We start from the raw sequence: 24572 nt of genomic DNA on the forward strand, positions 1-24572 counted from the left end.
AATATTTTTTTGTTTATGCAAAGATTAACTCCATTCTGACATCTGCACGGTCGTACTCAGCATGACCGATAGGGATATGGATAAAGCCCAGCTTTTCGTACAACTTAATAGCCGGAACAAGGATAGAGTTGGTAACTAGAAAAACTTTTTCTGCCTTTAATTCTTTTGCTTTTTCCACTAGAGCATTTCCCAGCAGATAGCCTATTTTTTTTCCCTGAGCTTTAGGACTTACTGCCATCTTTGACAGCTCAAAAGTAAGAGGATGATCTTCCGTTTTTACAAATGCGCAGGTTCCTACAACTTCTCCATCCAGCAAAGCAAAGGCTATATGTCCTCCTTTATTTAAAATCTCTTCTTCCGGATGATCCAGCAGTTTATAATCTCCCGCTTCCATTACAAAAAATGTTTTGATCCATTCTTCATTTAAAGCTTTGAAGGCTTCTTTATACTGAGGTTCATACGCTATAATTTTTACTTCATTCTTGATATCATTCATCACTATAAGGTTTATTAAATTCTGTTTTTTATCATTTTCCCCAGCTTTTCCAGATCACTTTCCACTCTGTCTGTCCATTCTAATGCATAATTCAGGCGCATACAGTTCTGATACTGATTATATTGTGAAAACATCCTTCCCGGGGCAAAGTTTACTTTCTGGCTGACCGCCAAATCATAAAGATCTTCTGTGCATATTCTCTTATCCAGTTCCAGCCAGAGCATAAAACCGCCTTTGGGTTCTGAGATTTTGGTATTATCCGGAAAATATTCAATCACCGATTTCTGGATCTGAAGGTAGTTGGCGTATAATTTTTTTCTAAACATTCTAAGATGATGATCATAGCGTCCGTGGGCAAGAAAATCTGCAATCACATCTGAAAACAAAGAAGGTCCGCTCACCGTCTGAACCAGTTTTTGGCGAATAATTTTCTCTTTAAATTTTCCAGGTGCTACCCATCCTACTCTAAATCCCGGAGCCAATGTTTTGGAAACCGAGCCTACCCACATCACAATTCCTGCTTCATCATAAAACTTACAAGGCTTTGGTCTTCCTGCTCCGAAATAGATGTTTCCGTAGACATCATCTTCTACCAAAGGAACATTGTGTTCGGTAAGCATTTTAACCAATTCTCTTTTGTTTTCATCCGGCATCTGAAATCCTAGTGGATTATTATAATTTACCACAAAACAACATGCAGACAGCTTTGGAAGCACTTTCTTTAGAGCATCCAGATCCACTCCTGTAATAGGATGCGTAGGAATTTCTACTGCTTTCAATCCCAATAATTGAATGGCCTGAAGAATTCCAAAATACACAGGGCTTTCCACTGCCACCGAATCTCCCGGTTGCGTCACGGCCATTAAACAATTATAAACGGCATTCATCGCTCCGGAAGTGATGACCAGATCATCTTCTGTGATTTTCCCCTCCATAACCATTGACCATTTGGCAATTTCCCGGCGCAGCACTTCGCTTCCCTGCACGGGTTCGTAGTTGGTTCCGCTGTCACTTTTCCTTTTCATCACATCAATCATGCATTTTTTCATCTTAGCTACCGGAAGAAGACTTTTCCCCGGAATTCCAAGAGCAAATTGTGTAACATCTGTTCCTCCGATACTTCCGAACACCTTGTCAATCAAATCCTGAGGGGTATTTTTACCTTCAGAAACCTTCATCTGTGTCACAGAAGGCAGCGCCAGTTTTCGCTGGGAAGTCTGGCTTACATAATATCCATATTTCGGACGTGATTCTACCAGCGAACGGCTTTCGAGTTCCATATACGCCTGTTTTATGGTATTCAGACTTACATTATATAATTTCTGGGCACTTCGCAATGAAGGAAGCCTGTCCCCAAACTGCAGAGTTTCACTTTTAATCTGCTCTGTGACAGAATTGGCTATTTTAAGGTACAGAACATCTTTAGACATAGAATCCGGGTTTTAAGTAAATGTACAATTTTATCCTGTTTTTATTCAGGATTCAGCCAACTGATCATACTGTTGATACTGCTTTTTAATTGCTCCGGATCCTTGAAATTGGATGTATTATTATTTTTGCAATATCTTTCAGCCCGGGAATAAAAATTCCTTTTTTCTGATTCCGTCATTCTGTTTTTATCATAGATTTTAAAAGATATTTCATCCTTTTCGTTGATGATAAGACTGGCAAAAGCAACAGTTTCTTTTCCGTTTTTAGCCAAAAGAAAAGGAAGTCCGAAATTCTGATCTACCTGCTTCAAATTCTGTGTTTCCAGAAAAATGTTTTTCAGCACCAACATGTCTGATACATAAGCCTCAGCATATTGAAACTGTTTCTGATGTTGAGTGATTGTTTCCATATTTTCTTCTTTAGCTAAACAAAATTATGGAGTATTTAATTTTGGACACAGATACAGAACTATAGAATATTATGGGTACAGATTTTTTATCTGATCTTTTTCCTGTCGCATATAAAGCAGATTTTGTCTGGAAGAAATCCTTATTCGCACAATTGATATAATAGCATAGAAATAAAAAACAGACTGTTTCTATCTGAAACAGTCTGTCTGCAACTATTTAAAGTCTCATGGTTATTGTTCTACTTTTTTCAGGGCTTCTTTGATTCCTTCCAATCCGTCTCCAAATTGTGCGAGCAGCGCTACAATCTGTGACATTCTATCATTTTCACCCAATCCTTTTAAGGTTTTATTTTTAACAAAGGTTTTCTTTATTTCATTCCAGCGTTTTGTTTCTTCTTCTGAAAGAATTCCTATCAGTTCTTTCAGTTTCAGCATATTGGCTTCTGCTCCGGTTGTCAGTGTCTGAGATTCATTCTGATAGTGATTCAGGACAATCTGGGTAACTTCATTATCTTTAAGAATAGGCTGTATTTGTGCAATCAGCTTATTCATATTACGGTAAGATCCCTGCAGTTTGAATGGCGGCTCATTTCTGTAATCGTCTGACATGGCTGCGGACGCGATATATTCTTTGTTCACCTTCAACACCATATTTCTCACTGTGATTGTGCTTTTCAGTACTGATCTGAAATCTGATATTTCACTGGAGCTGAAATTTCCTTTCAGGTTATCGGCAGGATTATCTGTAAGTACACAATCATAAAGTTCATACAGGTTTTCCATTCCCGGATTGGTCAGCCTGGTCAGATATTCATTAGACATTAAAGCATTTTCAATAAGACTCAGGTCAAAAAGGTCTGTTTTCGATCCGGATATTTCTCCCAGATTGTATGTATCTGAACGGTTGGCCAGCATGTCCGGAATTTTAAACTTTTCTCCACTCTCTGTGTATGGATTTCCAGCCATGACAAGGCAGAATCTTTTGGATCGAAGGTCATAAGTTTTACTTTCTCCATTGTATATTCCTTCAATCTTTCTCTGTCCGTCTGCAAGAGAGATGAATTTCTGTAAAAATTCAGGATTACAGTGTTGGATATCATCAAGATAAAGCATAACATTATCTCCCATTTCCAGCGCAAGATTCAGTTTTTCAAGCTCTTGTCTTGCCCCAGCATTTTTGGCTTCAGAAGGGTCTGTTGATACAATATCGTATCCTAAAGATGGTCCGTTGATCTTCATAAATACCAGTCCCATACGCTCTGCCATATATTCCATCAGGGTTGTCTTTCCGTATCCGGGTGGAGATACTAGAAGAAGCATTCCCATTCTGTCTGTTCTTTTGTCTGAACCTGCTGTTCCCAATTGCTTGGCAAGATTCGCTCCGATAAGAGGAAAATAAACATCATTAATCAGTTTATTTCTCACAAATGAGCTTAATACCTGAGGCTTGAAAGTATCCAGCTTCAATGCTTTTTTCTTTTCATCTACCCAGTTGTATTTCAATTCCTGAAGCTGTTTGTATTTAGGAACGGTAACTGTATTAAAATGGCTAAGGCGGGATACAAACTCAAAGTAGTTAAGATGATATTCTGTCTCTTTTTCAAGCGACTTCAGCTCTTTTATGGCTACTTCATACGCAATGTGTTTGATATTTTTCGGATCAAATTTTTGGGTAATGATAAATGCTGCCACCTCCGGCATAATATCCCGGTTAACCTCTGAACCAAAGGCATTTACCGCGCTTTCCGCAATATAATAACATGCCTTAGGATATTCATACATCACCTTTAGCTGGTTAATAAACTCAAGGTCTTTGCCTTTTTCCTTCAGTTCTTTCAGGAACAATTCATACAATGCTGCTGCTTTTTCTGAAATCAGGAAGTTTTCTTTATCTTCCTGTTTCAGGTAGGTGGCAGCATTGATACAATCCGTTTCTTTAAAAATACCATGGGCTGATGCAAAAGATTTCATTTCTTCTGAAAGTTCTCTGCTTAAATACTCAAATCCTTGCTTTATAGTGAATGATTCAGCAATAATAGCGGCTGCTTCAAACTGTTTGGTATAATATTCTTTTTTATCATTTTCCAGGAAAAACCAGAAAAGCTGTGCTAATGATCTTTCCTCTGTTGTGAACCTCATCAGTCCCAGTTCATTGTGCATCTGCTGAAGTTTCAATACAATTATCTCAGCATCTTTATCATGAATTCCTTTTACCAGTCCTTCTCCGAAATGCTCTGCTGTAAACTGCTGTACAGCCTTTTCGTTTTCAGCCTCTGAGGTTATTTCCTTGTGAGCGGAAAACACATTCCAGGCGAGGTATTCAAATCTTTTTACTTTGTTATTTTCTGAAACAAATTCCTGATTCCATACTTCTTTGAATTCATCAGCTGTGAAGTTTAAAGGTTCATAAAAGCTGGTTCCGGTAAGGTGGTAGTAATATTGAGCATTTCTAAGCACCAAAGTAAGGTCCAGCTTCTGCTGATTGACTGCAAATTTATAGTCTCCCAATGCAATAACGCTTTCCCCGTCTGCGTAGATCTCTTTTTTATCTTTCAGCTTTCTAACTGCTTCCTGCTGCTGGGTTTTTAACAAGGTTTGAACCTCCTCCGACTTTGCTGAATCTTCCAGTTCTGCGAGCTGTCTGGAGAGATCTCTCACTTTCTCCACCATCAGATCGGCGGCAAAATAGCCATTGATATCATTTTCTGAGTCAAAAGATTCTGCTTTGGTCTGTACGGATTTCAGGATTCTCTGTGCAGCATCAAAAAGATTCTGAGTCCTTTTATTTCTTGCTTCGGTAAGCTGTACCCTTTTATTTTGGAAATGTCCGTAAACCTCTTCTCTTTTGATTCCTATCTGCTGAATGAATTCTTCGAAATCAATAAATTTCGTTTCCATTTCTTCCAACTGAATAGAAAGTTTGGTCAGATATTCATCACATTTCTCAGGAGTTTGCGAAAGCTCCAGAAAATTGATCACAGACTGGTCAAATAAGGTAATCTGAGCCTGAAAATCTGAAGCCAGTTCTTTCCCTGAAATTTCTCTTTTTCTTTTGCTGAGTTCAAGTCTTTCCTGATTCAGTTTTGCAAAAATCAGAGAGATGTTTTCAATAATCTGGGTAGACTGGGAGGTGTCTTCAATTTTAAGGTTATTAACGATATCCACCAATAATTCAAGCTGCCCGGAAAGGGTATTGATATTTTCTTCAATTGTTTTGGCATCAATGGCTTTCTGTAATCCAATGATATCTTCGGAAATCTGCTGTGCCCTTTCTTCGTATGGCAATAATGCTCCTTCCTGAAGCAGAAATTCTACACAGGCATTTGAAAGTTCTGTATAACGGTCTGCAAGGGATTTTTCCAATTTATCCAGTAAAGCAGTGTCTGCATATTTAAGCTCTCTTGCTCCTGTCACTTCACCCCTTAAAGCTCTGATCTGAGAAAGGGCATCAATATACTCTGTAAGCTGAGAGTAATGAAGCCTTTTGGTATCATCAAGAATTTTCTCACAGGACTGTTTTATCTTTTCTAAAGCTTCTTCTGTGTTCTTCCGTTGTTCTACTACTTTTTCATATTCATTGATGGCAGAATGGGCAATCGCTCTGATCTCCTTCAATGGTGCATCAAGCTTCTGGACCTCATCTTCACCAAGGAAATAGTAAGTATCCAGAATAAAGGTTGAGAGCTTTACGATATCATCATATAAACCACTGTAAGAGTCTTTTTTGTTCAGAAGGGTGATCAGCTCCTGACTCTCTGCCATTACTCTTACAATATCCTTATTTCCTATTTTGTAAAGTAAACTGTCTGCTTTTTCAATATTGGGTAACAGTTCTTTAGAAAAAGGAGTCTGCCAGATCTGAGACAGATGATGCTTTGTGGTTTCGATGCTTTCTCTCAGATAGATCAGTTTTCCATCATGTAAAAACGTAAATCCACTACAACGGATCGGAGTTTCTATGGTCTGGGTGATGATATTGTAAGAAATAAGCTGATAGTTATTCGTTTTATCATCATAAAAAACATACAAAAAGTTCTCTCCGTTCGGTTCCGTAATGGTTTTCAGATAGTAAAGCCTGTTCTGATCCTGAGAAATCACTTTTAATCCTCCGGTCTGAAGCGCATATCCGTTTGAAAACAATACCCCTTGATTTTCGGGAAGCAAAAGTCCCGAATATTTAAGAGCATCTGCTCTGGAAACGGTCTTTTCTTTGTGGTTATAAATAAAATAGCGTTCTGTTTCCTGATAAGGCTTTATTTTAAACAAAACAAGATTATCCAGATCACAGAAATGAATCTCTGCATCATCCAGATTCTGATCTTTGTGAATGACATCTTCAGAATAAATTCCCTTCCCGGTATCTGTATTGTCTTCTACTTTGATGGTAATATCTCCACCGATGCTTTCTACAAAAACTTTATCTGCTAAGGAAATATGAGGATGTTTTCCGGATCTCTGCATATCTCTTGTTGCCTTTGTCCATACAAAGCCATGCTGCTGAGGATATGAGGTTTCGGAGGCACTTCTCGAATCGATATACGTCAAGTGATTCCCTTTAATCAGCCATTTAAAGGCTTTGATATCTGTAGTACTTTCCGACAGCTGAAAAACCATATAAAGATAGTTTTCCGTGAAGGTAAATCGGGCAAAGAAAGTATTTCTGTAATATTTGTAAAGGTTTTTAAACTCGTCAATGAAAACCTCATCATTGATCAGGGTGTGATCCTGAGGTTCAAACCGGTCATTATTGATTGTATATATTGAAAAAACGTCCGAAATATTGATTTCCGTCTGAAGTCCCAGATGTGCATTAGACCCGAAAATCAGGTGGTCACCCAGTGAATAGATATCTTTGGCAATACAGCTGTGATCCGTAGAAATTCTTTCATTGGCTACAAGCGAAAAATCGACTCCGCCAAATATATTTTTACGGTTTTCATTAAGCTGTTGAAGTCTCTGAATCAGATCATTCTTCTGCTCATTTAAACGGTTCTGAATAATTTCGTAAGTTCCGGAATTAAGTTGTTCTGACATCGTTTTTATTTAGGTTGTCATGACTGCTGAATTACAGCAGGTCTTTGTATAACTTGTGGTACTTTGAAAATTTTTTTGATATAAACCTTATAGATTTTGGAAACCTATAAGGTTTGAGTGTTAGAATCTTTTAAGCATTTAAAGCACTCTTGTATTAAACATGGTTGTTATTCACCGGCTTGTGCTCCACACCCAGGTGTTTAGCCATGTCCAGAGCTCTTTCCAGAATACCTTTTTCCTGTTGATTGGCTACGCCATTCAGTTTAAAGATCAAAGAAGCAATGCTCATATTTTTGATGTCATCAGAAGAGATTTTATATTTATCCACCATTCCCATCACTTTTCCGATGATATTTTCTCCATCACCCAGAAGGTTTTCTTTTACAATCTGTGCATTTTCACTGTGGCTGATGAACTTATCCAGCCCTTTTCCTGCAGAAACCTGTCTTATAACATTGTCGAAGAAAGTATTGTCCCCTCCGACGATATCAATTTTTGCAGATTTGAAAGCTTCCGCCAGTACCATAGACTGCGCTTCTGCGATATCTTTCTGAATAGCGATCTGAGCCAGTTCCACATCTTTTTCTTTGGCAAGCTGAAGACGGAATTCTTCGTGATCTTTTCCGGCATCATTCAGTTTCTTCATGGCTTCTGCTTTCTCTGTGATTCCTGCTGCTTCTGCCAATGCTTTTTCTTTGATGACTTCTGCCTGGGCAATTCCTTCTTTTTTGTTGGCATCAGCTTTTTTCTCAATAACAGTTGCTTCTGCAACGCCTTGTCTTTCTGCAGCATCTGCTTTCGCATGCATTACCTGAGCTTCTGATAATCCTACGGTTGCTTCTTCTTTTGCTTTCGCATCTGCAATGATCTTACGGGCTTCAGCTTCTTTTTCTGCTGCATCTCTCTTCGCCTGTGCTTCAATTACATATTTCTGCGCATCTTTTTCTGCTGCCAATCTGCGGGATTCTGCAGCTCTTGTTTCCTCGATCAGCTTTTTCTCTGCTTCCTGAGTGGCAACGGTAATTTCTACCTGCTTGTTTCTTTCTGCTGTTTTGAAGGCTTCCAGATCTTTGATTCCCTGCTGCTCTTCCACTACGGTTTTCTCCATGGTTAATCGCTCGCGGATCGCATCCTGAATACTTTTCTTCTCCAGCTCTATTGCTTTCTCTTTTTCAATCTGAGCAAGAGAGACAATTCTTTCTCTTTCTGTAGCTTCAAGGGCTTTATCTTTTAATACTCTTTCTGTTTCTACCAGATCTGCACGTTCTTTGTTTTTAGCAGCAATAACGACCTGACGAAGTTTATTTTCTTCTGCAATCTGCAATTTTTCTTCTGTAGCAATACGAACGGTTTCATATCTCAGACGTTCTTCTTCTTCTACTTTCAGAATTTCCGCATTTTCTCGGGCTTTGATATTGGCCACTTCTCTTTTTTGAGATTCTTCTTTTTCTGCCAGCTGTTTTTCAAGTTCCAGAATGGCTTCACGGGCTTCTACGTTCTGTTTTGTAATGGTTTTTTCTTCATCACGACGAACCTGATTGGCTTTAATATTTTGGGTTGCTGTAAGTTCAGTAATTTTCTTAATTCCTTCTGAATCAAGGATATTATCTTTATCTAATTTATCAATGGAAGTCTGCTCAAGGTAGTCTATCGCACAGTCATCCAAGACATATCCGTTAAGATCTGTTCCGATGATATCAAGGATTTCCTGGCGGAACTCGCTTCTTGCTTCATATAATTCGGTGAAATCAAATTTCTTTCCTACTGTTTTAAGAGCTTCTGAAAATTTAGCTTCAAACAATTCTCTTAATGTCTGGGCATCAGAAGCACGCTGGCAACCAATAGTTTGCCCTACATTCACAATATCATCTACTGATTTATTGACACGGATAAAAAATGCCACCTGAATATCTGCTCTCATATTGTCTTTGCAGATCAAGCCTGCTCTTCCCTCTCTTGAAATCTCCAGTTTTTTTACGGAGATATCCATAGATTCCATACGATGGATAATAGGAATGACAATACCGGCATTAAAGAAGACTTTTGTACCTCCATAACCAGTTCTTAAAATAACAATTCCCTGAACAGTTTTTTTATACATCGATAAAATCCAGAAAATCAATCCGATTGATGCTACCACAGCAACAACAATTCCAGCAATTAAAGGTAAGTTCATAGTTTTATAAGTTTATAGTTTATATAGATGTGTTTTTTTTGTTTTTATAAGAATTGGAAGATGATATCCTGGATATAATTCAGCAAGATCAAAAAAATAGTTAGCATGGTTATTAGTTTTTTATTTTAATATCTTATTGATTTCTGTACATAGTAAATCCTTTTTTCGGGTTCCTCATCTACAATCATAACCCGGGTTCCATGCTCCAGCCTGCTTCCGTCATTGCTCCTCACCATCAGCGTCATAGGATCGCTTCCGATAAAGACTTCCATCATCCCTATTTTATCATCCTGAATGCTTGATTTCAGGCGGCCTTCTCTTCCTAAAAAGGCGTACGATAATTCACCTTTATGATTGATTTCCTTAAAAAAGGGATTCAGCGGTTTCAGAATGATTTTGGTTAATAGCATTCCTCCAATCATCATTGGAAAAAGGATCAGTATTCCTGCCCAAGTAGGAAGAGGTACGAAATAATTCAGATAAAACGAGCCCAGCCATGTGATCAGCAATGAAAGTGTAAGAAAATACGTGACCGGAACGATATCCAGATTCAGAAATTTCAGGAAATGCATCCAGGCTGAAGGATCATGATCGGATGCGTGAAGATGACCGTCCGGAGCTTCTATATCAGCATCTGCATCCAGGTCGGAATGAATTCCTACATCGATATCCAACCCTGTAAGAATGGTAAAGAGCCAATAGACCACTGAAAGCCCGAGAAGCACTGTCAGCACCGTATTTACCGGAGAAAATGCTATATTTAAAAATTCCTGAAAGGTCATATATTAGCCTTTTTTAAGGGTTTCCTTTAATCTGTTTAAAGCTTCTTCAGCTTTTGTATCATTATTGTTTACCATGGCATCGATCTCTTCATCAATGCTTTTTCCTGATTTTGAAAGGTCAGAATAAGCTTCTGCAAGGGCTTCCTGCTGTACAACACGATCCTTCAGTTTTTCCAGCATGCTTACCGCGCTTCCGGTATCCATCTGGGTCATCTTCTGATTGATATCTTTTGTGGCTTCACTCACCTGAACTCTTGCTTTCAGGGTTTTCAATTCATTTTCCCATTTGGTAATGCTTGATTTCAAATGGTTGATATTACCCTGTAACTTCTCGCAGTCAGCAAACAGTTTCTCATGTTCTTTCTGAAGAGCTGTTGCCTTTTCCAATGAAGAGGTCTGTTTTTTCAGTGCTTCTTTAGCAAGGCGGTCTGCCTCAGCGGTTTCCACTTCTCCTTTTTCGGCTTTCTGAACAATGACTATAGCTTTATTATAGTAATCTTTGGCTGTTTGCTCTTCAGTCTCTGCTTCATTTTTTTTGCGTATGGCAAGAGCTTTCAGCTGAGCGAGAGCTTCTATACTTTTTCCCAGCTGTTCTTTCATTTCGCGGATTCCCTGTTCCGTTAAATTGATTGGGTCTTCAAAGCTGTCAATCACAGAATGGATTTCTGCTTTTCCTATCGTTAACAATCTTTTAAAAATGTTCATTTTAAATATCTTTTGTGAATTACTTACTCATTTCAAGCATTTCCGTTGTAAATTCCCCCACAAGGATTCCTAAAGAATTGATGGAAGCCATCACTTCGTTTTGCGCCATATTATCGGTTGGGAGTGTATCTCTGAAAATCACCCTTCTTCCGCTTCCGTCCAGTACAAATGCTCCGTGAACGATGTCTCTGTTTTTCTGAAGGAGTCTCAGAAATATTTTTTCGGATGGATTTTTGATTTCAAAAAGAAACTGTTCCATGATCAGAATAGAGTCTGATATTATAAGAATCATGTTTTTTATCCCGTTGGATTCTTTTTCGATGATTAAGATTCTCTGAGCCTCATCTTCCAACGTGATGTTAAACTCATAATCTAACAACCACTCTTTGACCGTTCTGAATATTTGATTTCTCATGATGGCTGGTTTAGTGTTTTATTTTTCGTCTAGACAAATATAAAATAAAATTTTCAAAATGCAAATATTATTAGCAAATAATTGTTTCAGATTCTCTATATTTGCAAAAAAGATTAGACAAAATGAGCTTCTTTGGAACTAATATTAAAAAAATAAGACAGGTTAAAGGACTAAGTCAAAAGGCTTTTGCTGATTTATTTGATTTAAACAGAGGGGTAATAAGCTCTTATGAGGAAGGGCGTGCAGAACCTAAGATAGAAACTATATTAAAGGTAGCTAATCATTTTAACCTTAATCTTGACAAATTACTGACAGAAATCCTCCAGGTAAACCAATTAGTAAGCGTTTCTGATATAGATCAGCTGATGCTTTTCCCGGAGCTGGCTATTCAAAACAGCAAAGAAGCAAAGACAGACACAGAAGAAAATAATCCAAACACGCCAGTAGTGCAAAAAATATTAGCATCCGTTGATCTTTTGTATGAATTTACTTCTGAAAAACCTTTGCTACCACAATATCAATACGGTGATATTCTATTTCTGAACAAAGCAGATCAGAAAACAGAATCTATCAACCATCTTCTTATTTATCAGGATGGGAACCTCTCATATGTTACTGATAAACAAACAATAACCAAATCTCGTACGGAATATTATAAAATTGTAGGATACGTTTCTACTACTGAGAAAAATATTTTCACCAGTATTTTTGAAAGGCTGGAAAAACTGGAAAAGAAAACGGATCTGCTCAACAACTGAGAAAGCATCAGTTTATTGACTTTGCAAAAAGGTTGAAGATTATAAAACAAAAAAGCCCTCCGTAATACATTACAGAGGACCTTGTACCCCAGACGGGACTTGAACCCGTACGTCCTTGCGGACACAGGATTTTAAGTCCTGCGTGTCTACCAGTTCCACCACCAGGGCATGGTGTGGGCAAAAAAAAAAGATTCGAACCAAGGGTTCCAACCTTCTTAAAAACTCTCCAGAGTCTTTCGAATTGTGCGGATGAAGGGACTCGAACCCCCACGCCTCACGGCACCAGATCCTAAGTCTGGCGTGGCTACCAATTACACCACATCCGCTGGTTTTGCTGATCTGAATACTCAGATTCAACCTGATTTCTTACAAATATAAGATTTTTATTTAAAGAACACTCTCTATTAAAACAAAAAACCCTCTGTAAGATATTACAGAGGGTCTTGTACCCCAGACGGGACTTGAACCCGTACGTCCTTGCGGACACAGGATTTTAAGTCCTGCGTGTCTACCAGTTCCACCACCAGGGCATGGTGTGGAGCGAAAAACGGGATTCGAACCCGCGACCCCAACCTTGGCAAGGTTGTGCTCTACCAGCTGAGCTATTTTCGCATAGTGCGGATGAAGGGACTCGAACCCCCACGCCTCACGGCACCAGATCCTAAGTCTGGCGTGGCTACCAATTACACCACATCCGCTGGTTTTTTATATTGTAAGTTTTAAAGAGCTTGCTTCGTTTTTGTGAGTGCAAATATAGGACAATTTCCTTTACTACCAAACTTTTCAGGAAAAAAAAATAAAATTTCCATATTTTTTTTTCACGCCTTCTTTTATTACATTTCATTTTCTTACTTTTACATCGTTAATATTTACGATATGGAATTACAAGGAACGGTAAAGAAACTTTTTGATGCTCAAACATTTGCGAGCGGGTTTCAAAAAAGAGAAATGGTTATTTTGACCCAAGAACAGTATCCACAGCCGATAAACATAGAATTTTTATCTGATAAAATCAGTTTATTAGATAATCTTAAAGAAGGAGAAAACGTAAAAGTAGGAATCAACATCAGAGGGAGAGAATGGGTTTCTCCTCAGGGTGAAACGAAATACTTCAACTCTATTACAGGGTGGAGAGTAGAAAAAGTTTCTGACAATGCTTCAGAACCTACTCAGGCGATGCCACAGCAATCTGCATCTCCAGTTTCTAATGAGAATCCGTTTGCCGGAGACGACGATGATGATTTACCTTTCTAATTAAAGAATAAAGATCAAATATAAATCCTGCTTTTTGAAGTGGGATTTTTTTTCTAAAAATGGTCCGATTAGACAAAAACGAGATTTCATTTCCTGACCCTGAGCTTTATGAGGGTCATGAGGGAGTGGTTGCTTTTGGTGGCGACCTGTCTGTAGAACGTATTTGGTTTGCTTATCAGCTGGGCATTTTTCCATGGTACAATCCCGGAGAGGAGATCCTTTGGTGGTGTCCAGATCCAAGATTTGTTCTTATTCCTGAAGAATTAAAAATCTCAAAATCAATGAGAAAAATCTTAAACAGGAATGTTTTTACTTTTTCTGAGAATAAGAATTTCAGGGAAGTCATCAGGAACTGCCAGCAAGCCACCAGAAAAGGGCAGTCAGGCACATGGCTTTCTGATGAACTGATGGAGTCTTTTGTTCAACTCCATGAATACGGCCTAGCCAAAAGCATTGAAGTGTGGCAGGATGAAGAACTTGTAGGGGGTTTTTACGGATTGCAGATTGGAAATGTATTCTGCGGAGAAAGTATGTTTGCTAAGGTAAGTAATGCTTCAAAGGCAGGATTTATCAATTTTGTGGAAAGCAACAAGAAAAATATTGAAATAATTGACTGTCAGTCACATACCGAACATCTGGAGAGTTTGGGGGCAAAAATGATTCCCAAAAAAGAATTTCTAAAAATCTTACGAAAATAATGAACGCAGATAAAGAAAAGTGGGTTCTTCTGGTTGTCCTCAGCATTATCTGGGGATCATCCTTTATTTTAATCAAAAAATCACTGGAACACTTCAATCCGTTTCAGGTTGGATCTTTAAGAGTTCTTATTGCCGGCATTATTCTGCTTCCGGTTGCTATTTCCAATTACAAACTTTTCCCTAAAAAACATTTGAAATGGTTGATTCTGGCTGCTTTCACCGGAAACTTCATCCCCATGTTTCTGTTTCCGATTGCTGAAACCGAAATAAGCAGTAGTATTGCAGGGATTATCAACTCCATGATGCCTATTTTCGTCATTATTGTTGGAGCTTTGGTATGGAAGTTCGAAACAACTAAAAAACAAATTGTGGGCACATTAATAAGCTTCACCGGAGTCTGTATCCTCGCATTTGGAGGCGGAGACAGCGGAGAATTGAAAATGATCCCGATTCTGTTGCTTTTATTGGCTACTTTATGCTACGCAATGAGCACAACGACCGTGAAATCCAGACTAATGGAGGTATCTTCCACGGTTTTATCTGCTTTTGTTTTCTCATTTGTTTTATTACTTCCGTCCATTATCGCCTTAACAGGTACAGGATTCTTTTCAGAGTTCAGCTTTTCAAAAGATAATCTGATGGGACTTATGTTTGTCAGCCTTTTATCTGTTTTCGGAACCGGATTGGCAATGATGATGAATTATCGTTTGCTGAAAGTTTCCTCTCCTCTTTTTGCTTCAACGGTTACTTTGGTAATGCCAATCGTTGCAATTATCTGGGGAATCATTGATGGTGAAAAACTTACTTATTTACAATTTATAGGAGCCGGAGTTATTATTGCCGGACTCATATTTTTAAGAACAAATCCAAAAAAATAAAATCATATTATAAATTAAATTATATTTGGATGATTTAACTTATAACTATGAAAAAACTTCTACTTTTTGGGGCTATAGCCTTATCTACACTTTCTTGTTCCAACTCTGATGACACTCCTTTCGACAACAGTGATCCGTCTAATCAAAGCGTAATTCTTCCCACGAAGATGACAATGGATGGTATTGTAATGAAAATCAATTACAACGGAACCAAAATCATCAGTATGATTAACAACATTAATCATGGACAAAGAGTGGAGTTCTCTTATACCGATGATTATGTTTCCGGGATTAAACATTACGAAAATAATGTTCTTGAAAGCTCTGTAGAATATGGATATTCTAATGGGCGCATGGCTTCGGCTGTTATAAAGGAATATTCCACTACCGGAACTGTACAGAATACGATTGCATTTACTTATAACTATACCAGCAATACGGAAATCAATGTAAAAAGACAGACGAATTCAGGAACTGCCGGTTCTTATACGATCAACAGTGTATTTACGTACAGCAATGGAAATATGGTAAGTAACGTAGGATCAGGAAACGGAATCGTCAATGGAAATACGGTTAATTATACAGAAAAAGAGACTTATACCTATACTGATAAGAACTATCCTTTCAAAAATGTCAAAGGTTTTGACAAAATCATATTCAATGGAAATGAAAGCAGTGATGGGATAAGCATGCTATTTTCGAATATTAAGAACAGCTTAAGTACTTATAAAGGAGAGTTTACCAATACGACTGCCGGAGGAGGAACAGCAACCGGAACAACGTCTCACAAGTATACAACTACTTTTAATACTGCCGGTTATCCATCTGAAGAAAGCAGACAATCTCTTGATGTGAATGGAAATGCAAATACCAGTGTTCCGGATAAATTTTTCTACGAATACAACTATCAATAAAAAAACCTGCATTTCTGCAGGTTTTCTGTTATTTGTTAGAGACATCTAGTTCTTTTTCTTTACTTTATTGGCCTTGACCTTTTTCACTTCGTCTTTAATGAAAGGATATTTTTTCTGCATATCCTTAGCTAAAGAAGGATCAAGTTCCAATGCTTTTTGAAGAGATTCCATTCCTTTATCCTGTTCTTTCAGATTGTAAAAACAGTTGCTCAATTGATAAAACAGCTCGGCTCTGTGATGTTTTTTAATGGCTCTGTTCAAGACTGTTACCGCATCTTCATACTCTCCTACTAACATTAAAACTTCTGAATAGGCATACCAGTTGTAGAACCTTGAAGGTTCAGCATCCACCAGTTTTTTAAGACAAGAAAGGCTTTCTTCAAACTTCCCCGAATCGATGAATAAAAACGCCAGTCTCTTCTGATAGTCAAGATTGTTTTCATTCAGCTGGGTAGCTTCTTTGGCAAAATGTAATGCTTCAGACATTCCTCCCATTTCTTCATAAAGATAAGACTGTTCCATCATCGCAAGATAAAACTGAGGGTCTTCTCTCAATGATTTTTGGAATGAATTTAAAGCTAAAATAGGCTGTTTTAAAGCCTTGTTGCATAATCCGATCTTATAAAAAGTAAATGCTTTTGTATATTCCAGCTCCAGCATTTCTTCATAAGTTTCGATGGCCTTCTGGTATTGTCCCAAAGCTTCATAACAGGCTGCTTTATTGGCATATACTCCTACAGAGTTTGAGTTGATTGCCAGTAAATAGTCATAGCCTCTTATCGCTTCATCATAATTTTTTCTGTTGAAATAGAATTGACCGTATTCAAACCAGGCGGTTTCAGAATAAGGGAATTCATCTAAATATTCATTAAGAAAGGCAATAGCCTCCTCACTCTTATTCAGGTCACTGAAACACACCATACAGTTTTCCAGCGAATATTCATCCGTAGGATCTTCTTTCAGTGCTTTTCTGTAATGTTTAAGAGCGTTAAAAGGATCTCCGAGATTCACATATTCATCCGCAATAAAGTTGTGGAGAAAGTTTTCTTCTTCCTCTAATGTCAAAGCTTTTTTACAGATTTCAATGGATTTTCTGGGATTTCCTAGGTTCGAATAATACTTGGCGTAGCAAACCAAAAAGTCTGTATGCTCCATAGAAGCACCTTTCAGTTCGTCAATAAGTTCTTTCGCCGTACTATACTCTTCCCACTCCAGAAGGATCTCAAGTCTTTTGATCTTGATATCCAACGAATTGGGATGAAGCTTTAGCCCATAATTAACAGCCATGTCAGCGTAATTAAAGTCACCAAGCTCCAAATAATAAACAATAATGTCTTCTAACTCTTCGGTATCGAAGTAGAATTCGTCATTGTTTTCCATCATTTCCTCGAACTTTTTTACAAGTTCATTTCCAAAATACTCTTCCAATAGTGTCCTCTTTGTCGGCCCAACGCTTGAATTTGCTTACAAACCTCGGCAAACGTTTAGTTAATAATACATCTGAAACTGATATTCAAATATTTATGCAAAGTTGCAACTTTTTTTTGAATATTCCATTTCATAAATTTCTATTATAAAAATAGTAAAAAAAGAAAACCGATAAAAGGATTGTGGATAAAAAAACGGAAATTGGGGTTAAATTCTTATGACCAGACGTTTTCCGCTTTCTATTTCAGCGTTCCATATGGTTTCGATATCTTTAATATCAACTTCGTGAGTTTCCATTTTAATTTCCCCTTCAACTGCTGCCTGAAACATTTCCGGGATAATTTCCGAAAAAAGTAGCGCTGATTCTTCTTTTGTCCAGCTTCCCAATCCTGATCCTGAAATCTGAATATCGGTTCCTCTGAGGATCTGAGAAGACAGCTGAATGGTATCCCCGCTCATTCCTCCTATCGTTACAAGCTTTGTTTTATGGGAAAAGGTTCCGTCTCCTTTGAAAGCAGACAAAATCATTTCTACAGAATGACCCCAGACATAATCTATGATAATATCTATCGGTGTTTCCTGATGAATTTCTTTTATTTTTTGTTTAAAATCATTGTCCTCCAATTTTAGAGAAACGATCTCATCAGCACCCAGTTCAAGTAAAGACTGCAAAGATTCTTCATTTCTTCCGGTAACAATAATTTTCTGTGCTCTATATAATCTGGCGATCTGGACAGCAATTCTGCCTGTAATTCCTGTTGCTCCATTAATCAGTACAGTATTTCCAGGCTGTATTCCTGCTTTGAACTTTAATGCCATTGCTGAGCCCATAACGGCGTTGGGCAATGCTGCAGCCAGAGAAAAATCAAGTCCTTCAGGAATTGGAATGATCATCTTTTTATCTGCTACAGCTTTTTCGGATACAGTCCCTTTTTTGCTGAAAAAATAGACTTTACTTCCGTTTTCCAGATATCCTGCGCCGTCTGTTCCGATAACCGCTGGCTGGTGTTTCTGATTTTCTGTTGAATAATGATTTCCACCTGCTCTGGCTCTGTCGAGATTTTTAATTGATGCGGCTTTTACTGAAATCAAAATTTCATTTTCCTGTACTTCAGGCTCCTGGAAATCTGCATATTGAGGAATGATTCCTTTTGCAAATACTACGGCTGCTTTCATTCTTTTAATTTTTATACAAAATTAGGAGTGTAGAAGGCTGTGAAGCGATAACATTTGTTATCAGTTTGGAAAAGGGAGCTGGAAGCGGGAGGTTGGGAGTTTATAAAGCTGGTAACAGAGTTAACAAACGCAGCAATCGCTAGGAAACATGATATTGTTATTATTATTTGTTCACAAGGACATTTCGTTCAGCAAAGAATAGCGACCCTTGATGATTGGAACGTCTTTGCGAGCATTTTTATTATTCTTCGCGAACATCGCGTTTAAAATTTAAACAGGACAAATCCGGAGCAATGCGGTGTCTATTTAAATCTCCAGCTTCTGGCTTCCATCTTCCATCCTCTTAAAGTCCTTCTTTCAATATTTTGCTTTTGATTCTGCTGAGATGTACAGTAGTAATGCCAAGGTAGGAAGCAATATAATGCTGGGGAACTCTTTTGATGATCTCAGGTTTTTGTTTAACTAAATTCAGATATCGCTGCTGCGGAGTATCCTTAATGAATGAAAAGAAATGTTTCATATAATCGAATACCCTTTCGAAAAGAGCATCCATAAAAAGGTTTCTAAGCTCCGGATTTTCGTAAACTTCTTCCAGAAAAGCTTCCACATCAGGTTTATTAATTTTGTATAAAATACAGGGTTCTATGGTCTCAAATGAAACCATGCTTGGTAGACCTTTTTTAAAGCTTTCAAGAGAGGAAAACATTGTGTTCTCAGGGAAAAACTGAAAGGTAACATCTTTTCCGTCATTATTATACCAGGCTCTTACCATACCTTTTTCAAGATAATAGGCATTGCAGGAAACTTCACCTTCTTTTAAAAGCAAAGTCTTGGCAGGAACATTCATACGCTGGAAGCTGCCCAGAAATTTTCTCCACTTTTCTTTAGGGAAAGGAAATCTGTTTTTAATATGTTCAAACATTTCTGGTATAAAAAAAGAACGGACTGTTTGTCCGCTCTTCATATATTTTTAGATTAAACTCTTGATTTTAGCAATGATATCATCTCCCAACTGATCTGCCTCTTCCTGAGATTTAGCTTCAGTATAAATTCTGATGATTGGCTCTGTATTGGATTTTCTAAGGTGAACCCAGTTGTTTTCAAAGTCTATTTTAACACCATCTACTATAGAGACTTCTTCATTCTGATATTCCTGTTCCATTTTGCTTAAGATCGCATCTACATCAATCTCCGGCGTAAGTTCTATTTTCTTTTTACCCATGAAATAGCTTGGATATCCTGCTCTTAATTCAGAAACGGTCTTGTTTTCTTTAGCTAAATGTGTTAGGAATAAAGCGACTCCTACTAAAGAATCTCTTCCGTAATGCAATTCAGGATAAATAATTCCTCCGTTTCCTTCTCCTCCGATCACCGCATTTTTCTCCTTCATCAAAGTAACAACGTTTACTTCTCCTACAGCACTTGCAAAGTATTCTGAATTGTGGGTTTGTGCTACATCTCTCAATGCACGGCTTGAAGAAAGGTTGGAGATTGCTACTCCATTTTTATTTTTCAACAGGTAATCTGCAACGGCTACCAGGGTGTATTCTTCCCCGAACATTTCTCCTTTTTCATCAATCAAAGCCAGTCTGTCTACATCCGGATCTACCACCACTCCTAAGTCTGCATTTTCTTTTTTCACAAGATCACAGATATCTCCCAAATGTTCTTTCAACGGTTCAGGATTGTGTGGGAAGTGTCCTGTAGGTTCACAATATAATTTGATGGTTTCACAACCTAATTTATCTAAAAGCATTGGAATAGCAATTCCTCCTGTAGAGTTTACAGCATCAAGAACTACTTTAAAATTCTTTGCTTTGATTGCTTCCACGTCTACCATCGGTAAATCCAGGATCTGCTGAATATGGATATCAAAAGCATCGTCTCTTGTTTCATATTTTCCAAGATCATCTACTTCTGCATAGTTGAAATCTTCGCTTTCTGCCAAAGCCAGTACTTCAGCTCCGTTTTCACCACTGATGAATTCTCCTTTTTCGTTTAATAATTTAAGGGCATTCCATTGTTTTGGATTATGAGAAGCAGTAAGGATGATTCCACCGTCTGCATTCAGCTCAGGCACCATTACTTCAACAGTCGGGGTTGTAGAAAGACCCAGATCTACCACATTAATTCCTAATCCCTGCAATGTAGCTGTAACTAAAGAGGAAACCATCTGGCCAGAAATTCTGGCATCTCTTCCGATGATAAGGGTAAGATCTTTTTTGTTTTTATTATTTTGAAGCCAGGTTCCGAAAGCGGATGCGAATTTTACAACATCCAGCGGTGTTAAGTTATCATTTACTCTTCCACCAATGGTTCCGCGAATTCCGGAAATAGATTTTATTAATGACATGATGTTTTTGCTTTTATTTTGTTCTTTCTGAATTTTTCCAACGCAAAGATACTTAAAAGACCCTTCAACTTATAGAACCGGAATCTTTTTTTGGACTTTATCGTAGGTATTTTTCACAACTTTCGGTGGTGCAAAACGATACCCAATATATAACAGTCCATAAAGGTTATTATTTTCAACTGCTTCTCCGTTTTTCTGATACGTATAAGCCCTAAAGTTCATCCTTCCTCCAAAAAGAAAGCGGTCTGAATTATATCCCACGTGAAGACCTCCTTCCATTCTCAGGGTTACAAACTGTTCGTTTTCTTTCTGCTCATTGTTCTCCTGGGAGCCTGAAAACTGTCCTCCAAGTCCTACAGAAAGGTAGGGAGCAACATTCACTTTATCTCTTATAATCCAATTATAAAAGTATCCCATATTGGCCCCTATTTTATACTGAACTTCCTTGTTTTTCACTTCATTTATTGTATTGGTGAAAAAGCTGACATTATAATCCAGATAAGGAATCCAGCTTCCGCTGCTTTTTTTCTGCCATTCACTGTGAGTATATACACTTTTGGCCGAGAAGTTTTTATTGAACACATACGATGTTGTTCCTCCAAAACTCACCACTTTTAAGTCTGGAAACTGTAAATAAGCATCTGCTTCCTGCCAGTCCGGAACAAAATCTTTCATATTTTCCACGTAAAACCCTTTTACTTTTTTATAATAAAAAGTCTGGATAAATCTTTTTGGAAAAAACCTGAAGCTCAGATCTGTATAAGAACTTTTCCCTTTCAGATCATCCTCATTATTTCCCGGGATAAATTTTGGGGAAAAAGAGAGGGTTGCACTAATGGCACGGTAGTCAATAGATACGGACGTTCTTGTTTTGTTATTGATGGACAGTTCCATTTTATCATTTCCTCGCTGGGAAAGAATATACTTTTCAAGATTGGTATCCAGATTAAGGCGGATCATCACCTGATCTCTATACGATTTTATTAGTGTTGTATCTGTCTGACACCTAGCGTAAAAAATGCATGAGAACAACAAGAGAACTGAAATTGTGTTTTTTAGAGTCAAAATAATTAATATTTTCAAAGGATGAAAATACTATTATTTTTTGATTTCTATTAAACCTTGTTTAAGAACAGCCGCAATCTTTATCGCAGTTGGTTCTTTTGGAGCTGAATTTCTTAGGAGCGAAATTTTTTTTAAGTACTTTAAATAAAGAGTAACAAGCAAATGCTACAATTAATACAATAAGTACGTACTGAATGATTAATGATGAGTCCATTACTTTAAAATCTGATATACTATCATCGACACAAAATATGCCAAACCTGTCATCATGACTACCTGAAAGCCAGTCCATTTCCAGCTTTTGGTTTCTCTGTAGACTACTGCAAGTGTAGAAACACACTGCATTGCAAATGCATAAAAAAGAAGCACCGAAATTCCGGTTGCAAAACTGAAGACTTTTTCACCGTTTGGTTTTACATCTCTTCTCATTTTATCAATAACTTTCACTTCCGGAGCATCATCTTCCAGGCTATAGAGCGTAGACATTGTTCCCACAAAGACTTCCCTTGCCACGAAGCTTGTAAGGATTCCTACTCCCATTTTCCAGTCGTAACCAAGAGGAGCAATTACAGGTTCTATTCCTTTACCCATCTTAGCAAGGTAAGAATGGTCTAAGTGAACATCTGCAGCTACAAATTCATTTGTTTTCTGGCTTGGCCCGAAATAGCTTAAAAACCAGATAATGATACTTACGATGAAAATTATTTTTCCGGCTCCGGTAATGAAGTCCCATACTTTTCCTAAAACCATTTTAAAGTCATATCCGAAAAGTGGTTTTTTATAGGCTGGAAGATCCATTACGAGATACGTTTTTCCTTTACTTTTAATAAATCTTTTAAGGATTGCTGCAGAGAATAAAGCGACTAAAAACCCAAGGAGATACATTCCCATCAGGACCAGTGCTTTGTATTTGATTCCTAAAAATGTTCCTTCTGATATAATCAGTCCGATAATGATGCTGTAAACAGGAAGTCTCGCAGAACATGTCATAAATGGGGTTACCAATATCGTAAGCAATCTTTCTTTTACATTTTCAATATTTCTTGTAGAGATCACCGCCGGGATCGCACAGGCAGTCCCTGACACAAGGGGAACGATACTTTTTCCGTTAAGCCCGAAAGGACGAAGTAATCTGTCCATCAGGAATACTACTCTTGCCATATATCCTGAATCTTCCAATAAATAAAGGAAATACAAGAGAATTCCGATCTGTGGTGCAAAAACCACAATTCCTCCGATTCCGGGAACGATTCCATTTGAAATCAATGAATTAATTGGTCCTTCAGGAAGATGTTCGCTTGTAAATGCGGCCAGCCAGGAGAATGTATCTTCAATCCAGCTCATCGGGTATTCTGCAAGGAAGAAAACACTTTGAAAAATAATCAGCAGAATAGCTAAAAAGACCACATAACCCCAGAATTTATGAACCAAAACTTTATCCAGTTTCTCGGTTAATAATTCTTTGAACTGAGCCTTTTTAAAAATAACATCAGCCAGTATTTTGTCAACATTCTGGTACCTTCTTACAGTTTCCTGAACCTGTAATCTTTTAGGAACCAAACTTTTAGAATCAGGTTCATTGAGCTGTTCCATTACTCCGCCGATTCTTCCAAGATCTGTTCCCAGAGAAAGGCTCATCCATGCTTTATATTCGTTATCGAAACCTTTATGTGCTGCCAGTTTCTGAATAAAGTCTCTGTGTTCGTTTGGTGTTTCAAAAGAAAGTTGATCTGTTTTTACGAATTCATTGTTATAAACAGCTTCCCTTACTTCATCAATCCCGATCTGTTCCTTGGCATTGGTCTGAATAATTTTAATGCCTAATGCTTCGGAAAATTTTTGAATATCGATAGTAATTCCTCTTCTTTCTGCCTGGTCAATCTGATTGACAATCAGAATCATTGGAATGCCAAGGTCCTGAATCTGCTGAAACAACAGCAGCCCTCTTTTTAAACTTAATGCTTCAAGAATATAAACAACTCCTGCGTAGTTTTTCTGCTCGTCAATAAGATATTTGGAGAAAATGGCCTCATCTTCTGAGCTCGGGTATACACTGTAAGAACCTGGAAGATCTATCACCTCAACTTCTTCATTTTTGTATATGTAGTTTCCCGAATGACTTGCAACGGTAACGCCGGCGTAGTTTCCGGTCTTCTGCTTTTTGTTGCAAAGCGTATTAAAAACCGTTGACTTTCCTACATTAGGATTCCCGACTAAAAGTATCTGTTTTTTCTTGTTTTCCTGCATTAATTCAATTCTTCAACAATGATGTAATCTCCTTCTTCCTCACGAAGAGCAATCCGGCTTTTTTCTGCTCCAAATTCTACATACATTGGCCCGCTGAACGGAGCCTGATACAAAATTCTGAAAATGGTCTCCGGAAGAAGCCCCATTTCAATAATTTTATTGGGCATTTTAAGATGGTCGTTATCATATCCCAATATCTTCCCCATTTTATTTTTAGGGAATCCACTTAATTTATGTAATCCTTTCTCTTTCAAAGCCTAATTTTTAGTCCTGCAAATATACGCTATTTAAATTTAATCTAAATAACGTTTTGAGATAAAAGAAATAAGCCCAGACACATCGTTGTATCTGGG

Annotated in this window: 20 protein-coding genes and 5 tRNA genes; 5 read left to right on the plus strand and 20 right to left on the minus strand. The window is 37.8% G+C overall.

The genetic code is table 11. The annotated features are described in order from the left end of the window. Positions 1-13: 13 nt before the first annotated feature. From DEU39_RS13155 to DEU39_RS13190, 8 genes are all read right to left on the minus strand, one after another. Positions 14-496 (minus strand): GNAT family N-acetyltransferase, encoded by a 483-nt coding sequence (locus DEU39_RS13155; protein ID WP_120232277.1) that lies wholly within the window; start codon positions 494-496, stop codon positions 14-16. A 14-nt stretch (positions 497-510) separates the two neighbouring features. Next, positions 511-1926, minus strand: coding sequence for a PLP-dependent aminotransferase family protein (locus DEU39_RS13160; RefSeq protein ID WP_120232278.1), 1416 nt, complete (start codon positions 1924-1926; stop codon positions 511-513). A gap of 41 nt (positions 1927-1967) precedes the next feature. Further along, positions 1968-2336 carry a hypothetical protein gene (locus tag DEU39_RS13165; protein ID WP_062672683.1) on the minus strand — a complete coding sequence of 123 codons (369 nt, stop codon included), beginning with the start codon at positions 2334-2336 and terminating at the stop codon, positions 1968-1970. 231 nt (positions 2337-2567) lie between these two features. Continuing rightward, entirely contained in the window at positions 2568-7370 is a 4803-nt protein-coding gene (locus DEU39_RS13170; RefSeq protein ID WP_120232279.1) for a DNA repair ATPase, read from the minus strand. A 154-nt stretch (positions 7371-7524) separates the two neighbouring features. After that, positions 7525-9546 (minus strand): flotillin family protein, encoded by a 2022-nt coding sequence (locus DEU39_RS13175; RefSeq protein WP_062672688.1) that lies wholly within the window; start codon positions 9544-9546, stop codon positions 7525-7527. A gap of 125 nt (positions 9547-9671) precedes the next feature. Beyond that, positions 9672-10328 carry a hypothetical protein gene (locus DEU39_RS13180; protein ID WP_120232280.1) on the minus strand — a complete coding sequence of 219 codons (657 nt, stop codon included), beginning with the start codon at positions 10326-10328 and terminating at the stop codon, positions 9672-9674. 3 nt (positions 10329-10331) lie between these two features. Further along, positions 10332-11033, minus strand: coding sequence for a PspA/IM30 family protein (locus DEU39_RS13185; protein ID WP_120232281.1), 702 nt, complete (start codon positions 11031-11033; stop codon positions 10332-10334). Positions 11034-11052: 19 nt separating this feature from the next. Continuing rightward, complete coding sequence (locus DEU39_RS13190) at positions 11053-11448, minus strand: hypothetical protein (RefSeq protein WP_034693957.1); 396 nt, start codon at positions 11446-11448, stop codon at positions 11053-11055. 122 nt (positions 11449-11570) lie between these two features. Here DEU39_RS13190 and DEU39_RS13195 point away from each other — a divergent pair, with 122 nt between their 5' ends. Further along, a complete protein-coding gene (locus DEU39_RS13195; protein WP_120232282.1) occupies positions 11571-12206 on the plus strand; it encodes a helix-turn-helix domain-containing protein in 636 nt (211 codons plus the stop codon). A gap of 84 nt (positions 12207-12290) precedes the next feature. Here DEU39_RS13195 and DEU39_RS13200 read toward each other — a convergent pair. The 5 genes from DEU39_RS13200 to DEU39_RS13220 all read right to left on the minus strand — a co-directional run bounded on the left by DEU39_RS13200 (position 12291) and on the right by DEU39_RS13220 (position 12904). Further along, a tRNA-Leu gene (locus tag DEU39_RS13200) sits at positions 12291-12374 on the minus strand. A gap of 76 nt (positions 12375-12450) precedes the next feature. After that, positions 12451-12532: transfer RNA gene (locus tag DEU39_RS13205), tRNA-Leu, on the minus strand. A 120-nt stretch (positions 12533-12652) separates the two neighbouring features. Then, positions 12653-12736, minus strand: a tRNA-Leu gene (locus DEU39_RS13210). 6 nt (positions 12737-12742) lie between these two features. Then, positions 12743-12818: transfer RNA gene (locus tag DEU39_RS13215), tRNA-Gly, on the minus strand. Between the two features lie 4 nt (positions 12819-12822). Next, positions 12823-12904 (minus strand) — tRNA-Leu (locus DEU39_RS13220). Between the two features lie 178 nt (positions 12905-13082). Here DEU39_RS13220 and DEU39_RS13225 point away from each other — a divergent pair. The 4 genes from DEU39_RS13225 to DEU39_RS24420 are packed head-to-tail and all read left to right on the plus strand — an operon-like array spanning position 13083 to position 15950. Further along, on the plus strand, positions 13083-13460 hold the full coding sequence (locus DEU39_RS13225; RefSeq protein WP_103288684.1) for a DUF3127 domain-containing protein: 378 nt from the start codon (positions 13083-13085) through the stop codon (positions 13458-13460). A gap of 59 nt (positions 13461-13519) precedes the next feature. Continuing rightward, the gene (gene aat / locus DEU39_RS13230) at positions 13520-14158 is read left to right on the plus strand and encodes a leucyl/phenylalanyl-tRNA--protein transferase (protein ID WP_120232283.1); all 639 of its coding nucleotides are present in this window, start codon (positions 13520-13522) and stop codon (positions 14156-14158) included. Next, complete coding sequence (locus DEU39_RS13235; protein WP_120232284.1) at positions 14158-15036, plus strand: DMT family transporter; 879 nt, start codon at positions 14158-14160, stop codon at positions 15034-15036. Before aat ends, DEU39_RS13235 begins: the two co-directional genes overlap by 1 nt. A gap of 47 nt (positions 15037-15083) precedes the next feature. Continuing rightward, positions 15084-15950, plus strand: a complete 867-nt coding sequence (locus DEU39_RS24420) for a hypothetical protein (RefSeq protein WP_183037420.1) — start codon at positions 15084-15086, stop codon at positions 15948-15950. 45 nt (positions 15951-15995) lie between these two features. On the opposite strand, the gene DEU39_RS13245 is transcribed toward DEU39_RS24420, so the two are convergent. The 7 genes from DEU39_RS13245 to DEU39_RS13275 form a co-directional block, all read right to left on the minus strand. Beyond that, positions 15996-17378 carry a tetratricopeptide repeat protein gene (locus tag DEU39_RS13245; protein WP_120232286.1) on the minus strand — a complete coding sequence of 461 codons (1383 nt, stop codon included), beginning with the start codon at positions 17376-17378 and terminating at the stop codon, positions 15996-15998. A 207-nt stretch (positions 17379-17585) separates the two neighbouring features. Continuing rightward, complete coding sequence (locus DEU39_RS13250) at positions 17586-18554, minus strand: zinc-binding alcohol dehydrogenase family protein (protein WP_120232287.1); 969 nt, start codon at positions 18552-18554, stop codon at positions 17586-17588. Positions 18555-18897: 343 nt separating this feature from the next. Continuing rightward, a complete protein-coding gene (locus DEU39_RS13255; RefSeq protein WP_228432366.1) occupies positions 18898-19518 on the minus strand; it encodes a Crp/Fnr family transcriptional regulator in 621 nt (206 codons plus the stop codon). A gap of 6 nt (positions 19519-19524) precedes the next feature. Further along, on the minus strand, positions 19525-20907 hold the full coding sequence (gene glmM / locus DEU39_RS13260; RefSeq protein ID WP_120232288.1) for a phosphoglucosamine mutase: 1383 nt from the start codon (positions 20905-20907) through the stop codon (positions 19525-19527). A 69-nt stretch (positions 20908-20976) separates the two neighbouring features. Further along, positions 20977-21990: a DUF4421 family protein gene (locus DEU39_RS13265; RefSeq protein WP_317126631.1), complete on the minus strand. Its 1014-nt coding sequence runs from the start codon at positions 21988-21990 to the stop codon at positions 20977-20979. Between the two features lie 195 nt (positions 21991-22185). Continuing rightward, positions 22186-24219, minus strand: coding sequence for a ferrous iron transport protein B (gene feoB / locus DEU39_RS13270; protein WP_062672744.1), 2034 nt, complete (start codon positions 24217-24219; stop codon positions 22186-22188). Then, positions 24219-24473 (minus strand): ferrous iron transport protein A, encoded by a 255-nt coding sequence (locus DEU39_RS13275; RefSeq protein ID WP_082798751.1) that lies wholly within the window; start codon positions 24471-24473, stop codon positions 24219-24221. Before DEU39_RS13275 ends, feoB begins: the two co-directional genes overlap by 1 nt. Positions 24474-24572: the final 99 nt, after the last annotated feature.

Source organism: Chryseobacterium sp. AG363 (assembly GCF_003610675.1).
GTDB lineage: Bacteria > Bacteroidota > Bacteroidia > Flavobacteriales > Weeksellaceae > Chryseobacterium > Chryseobacterium cucumeris.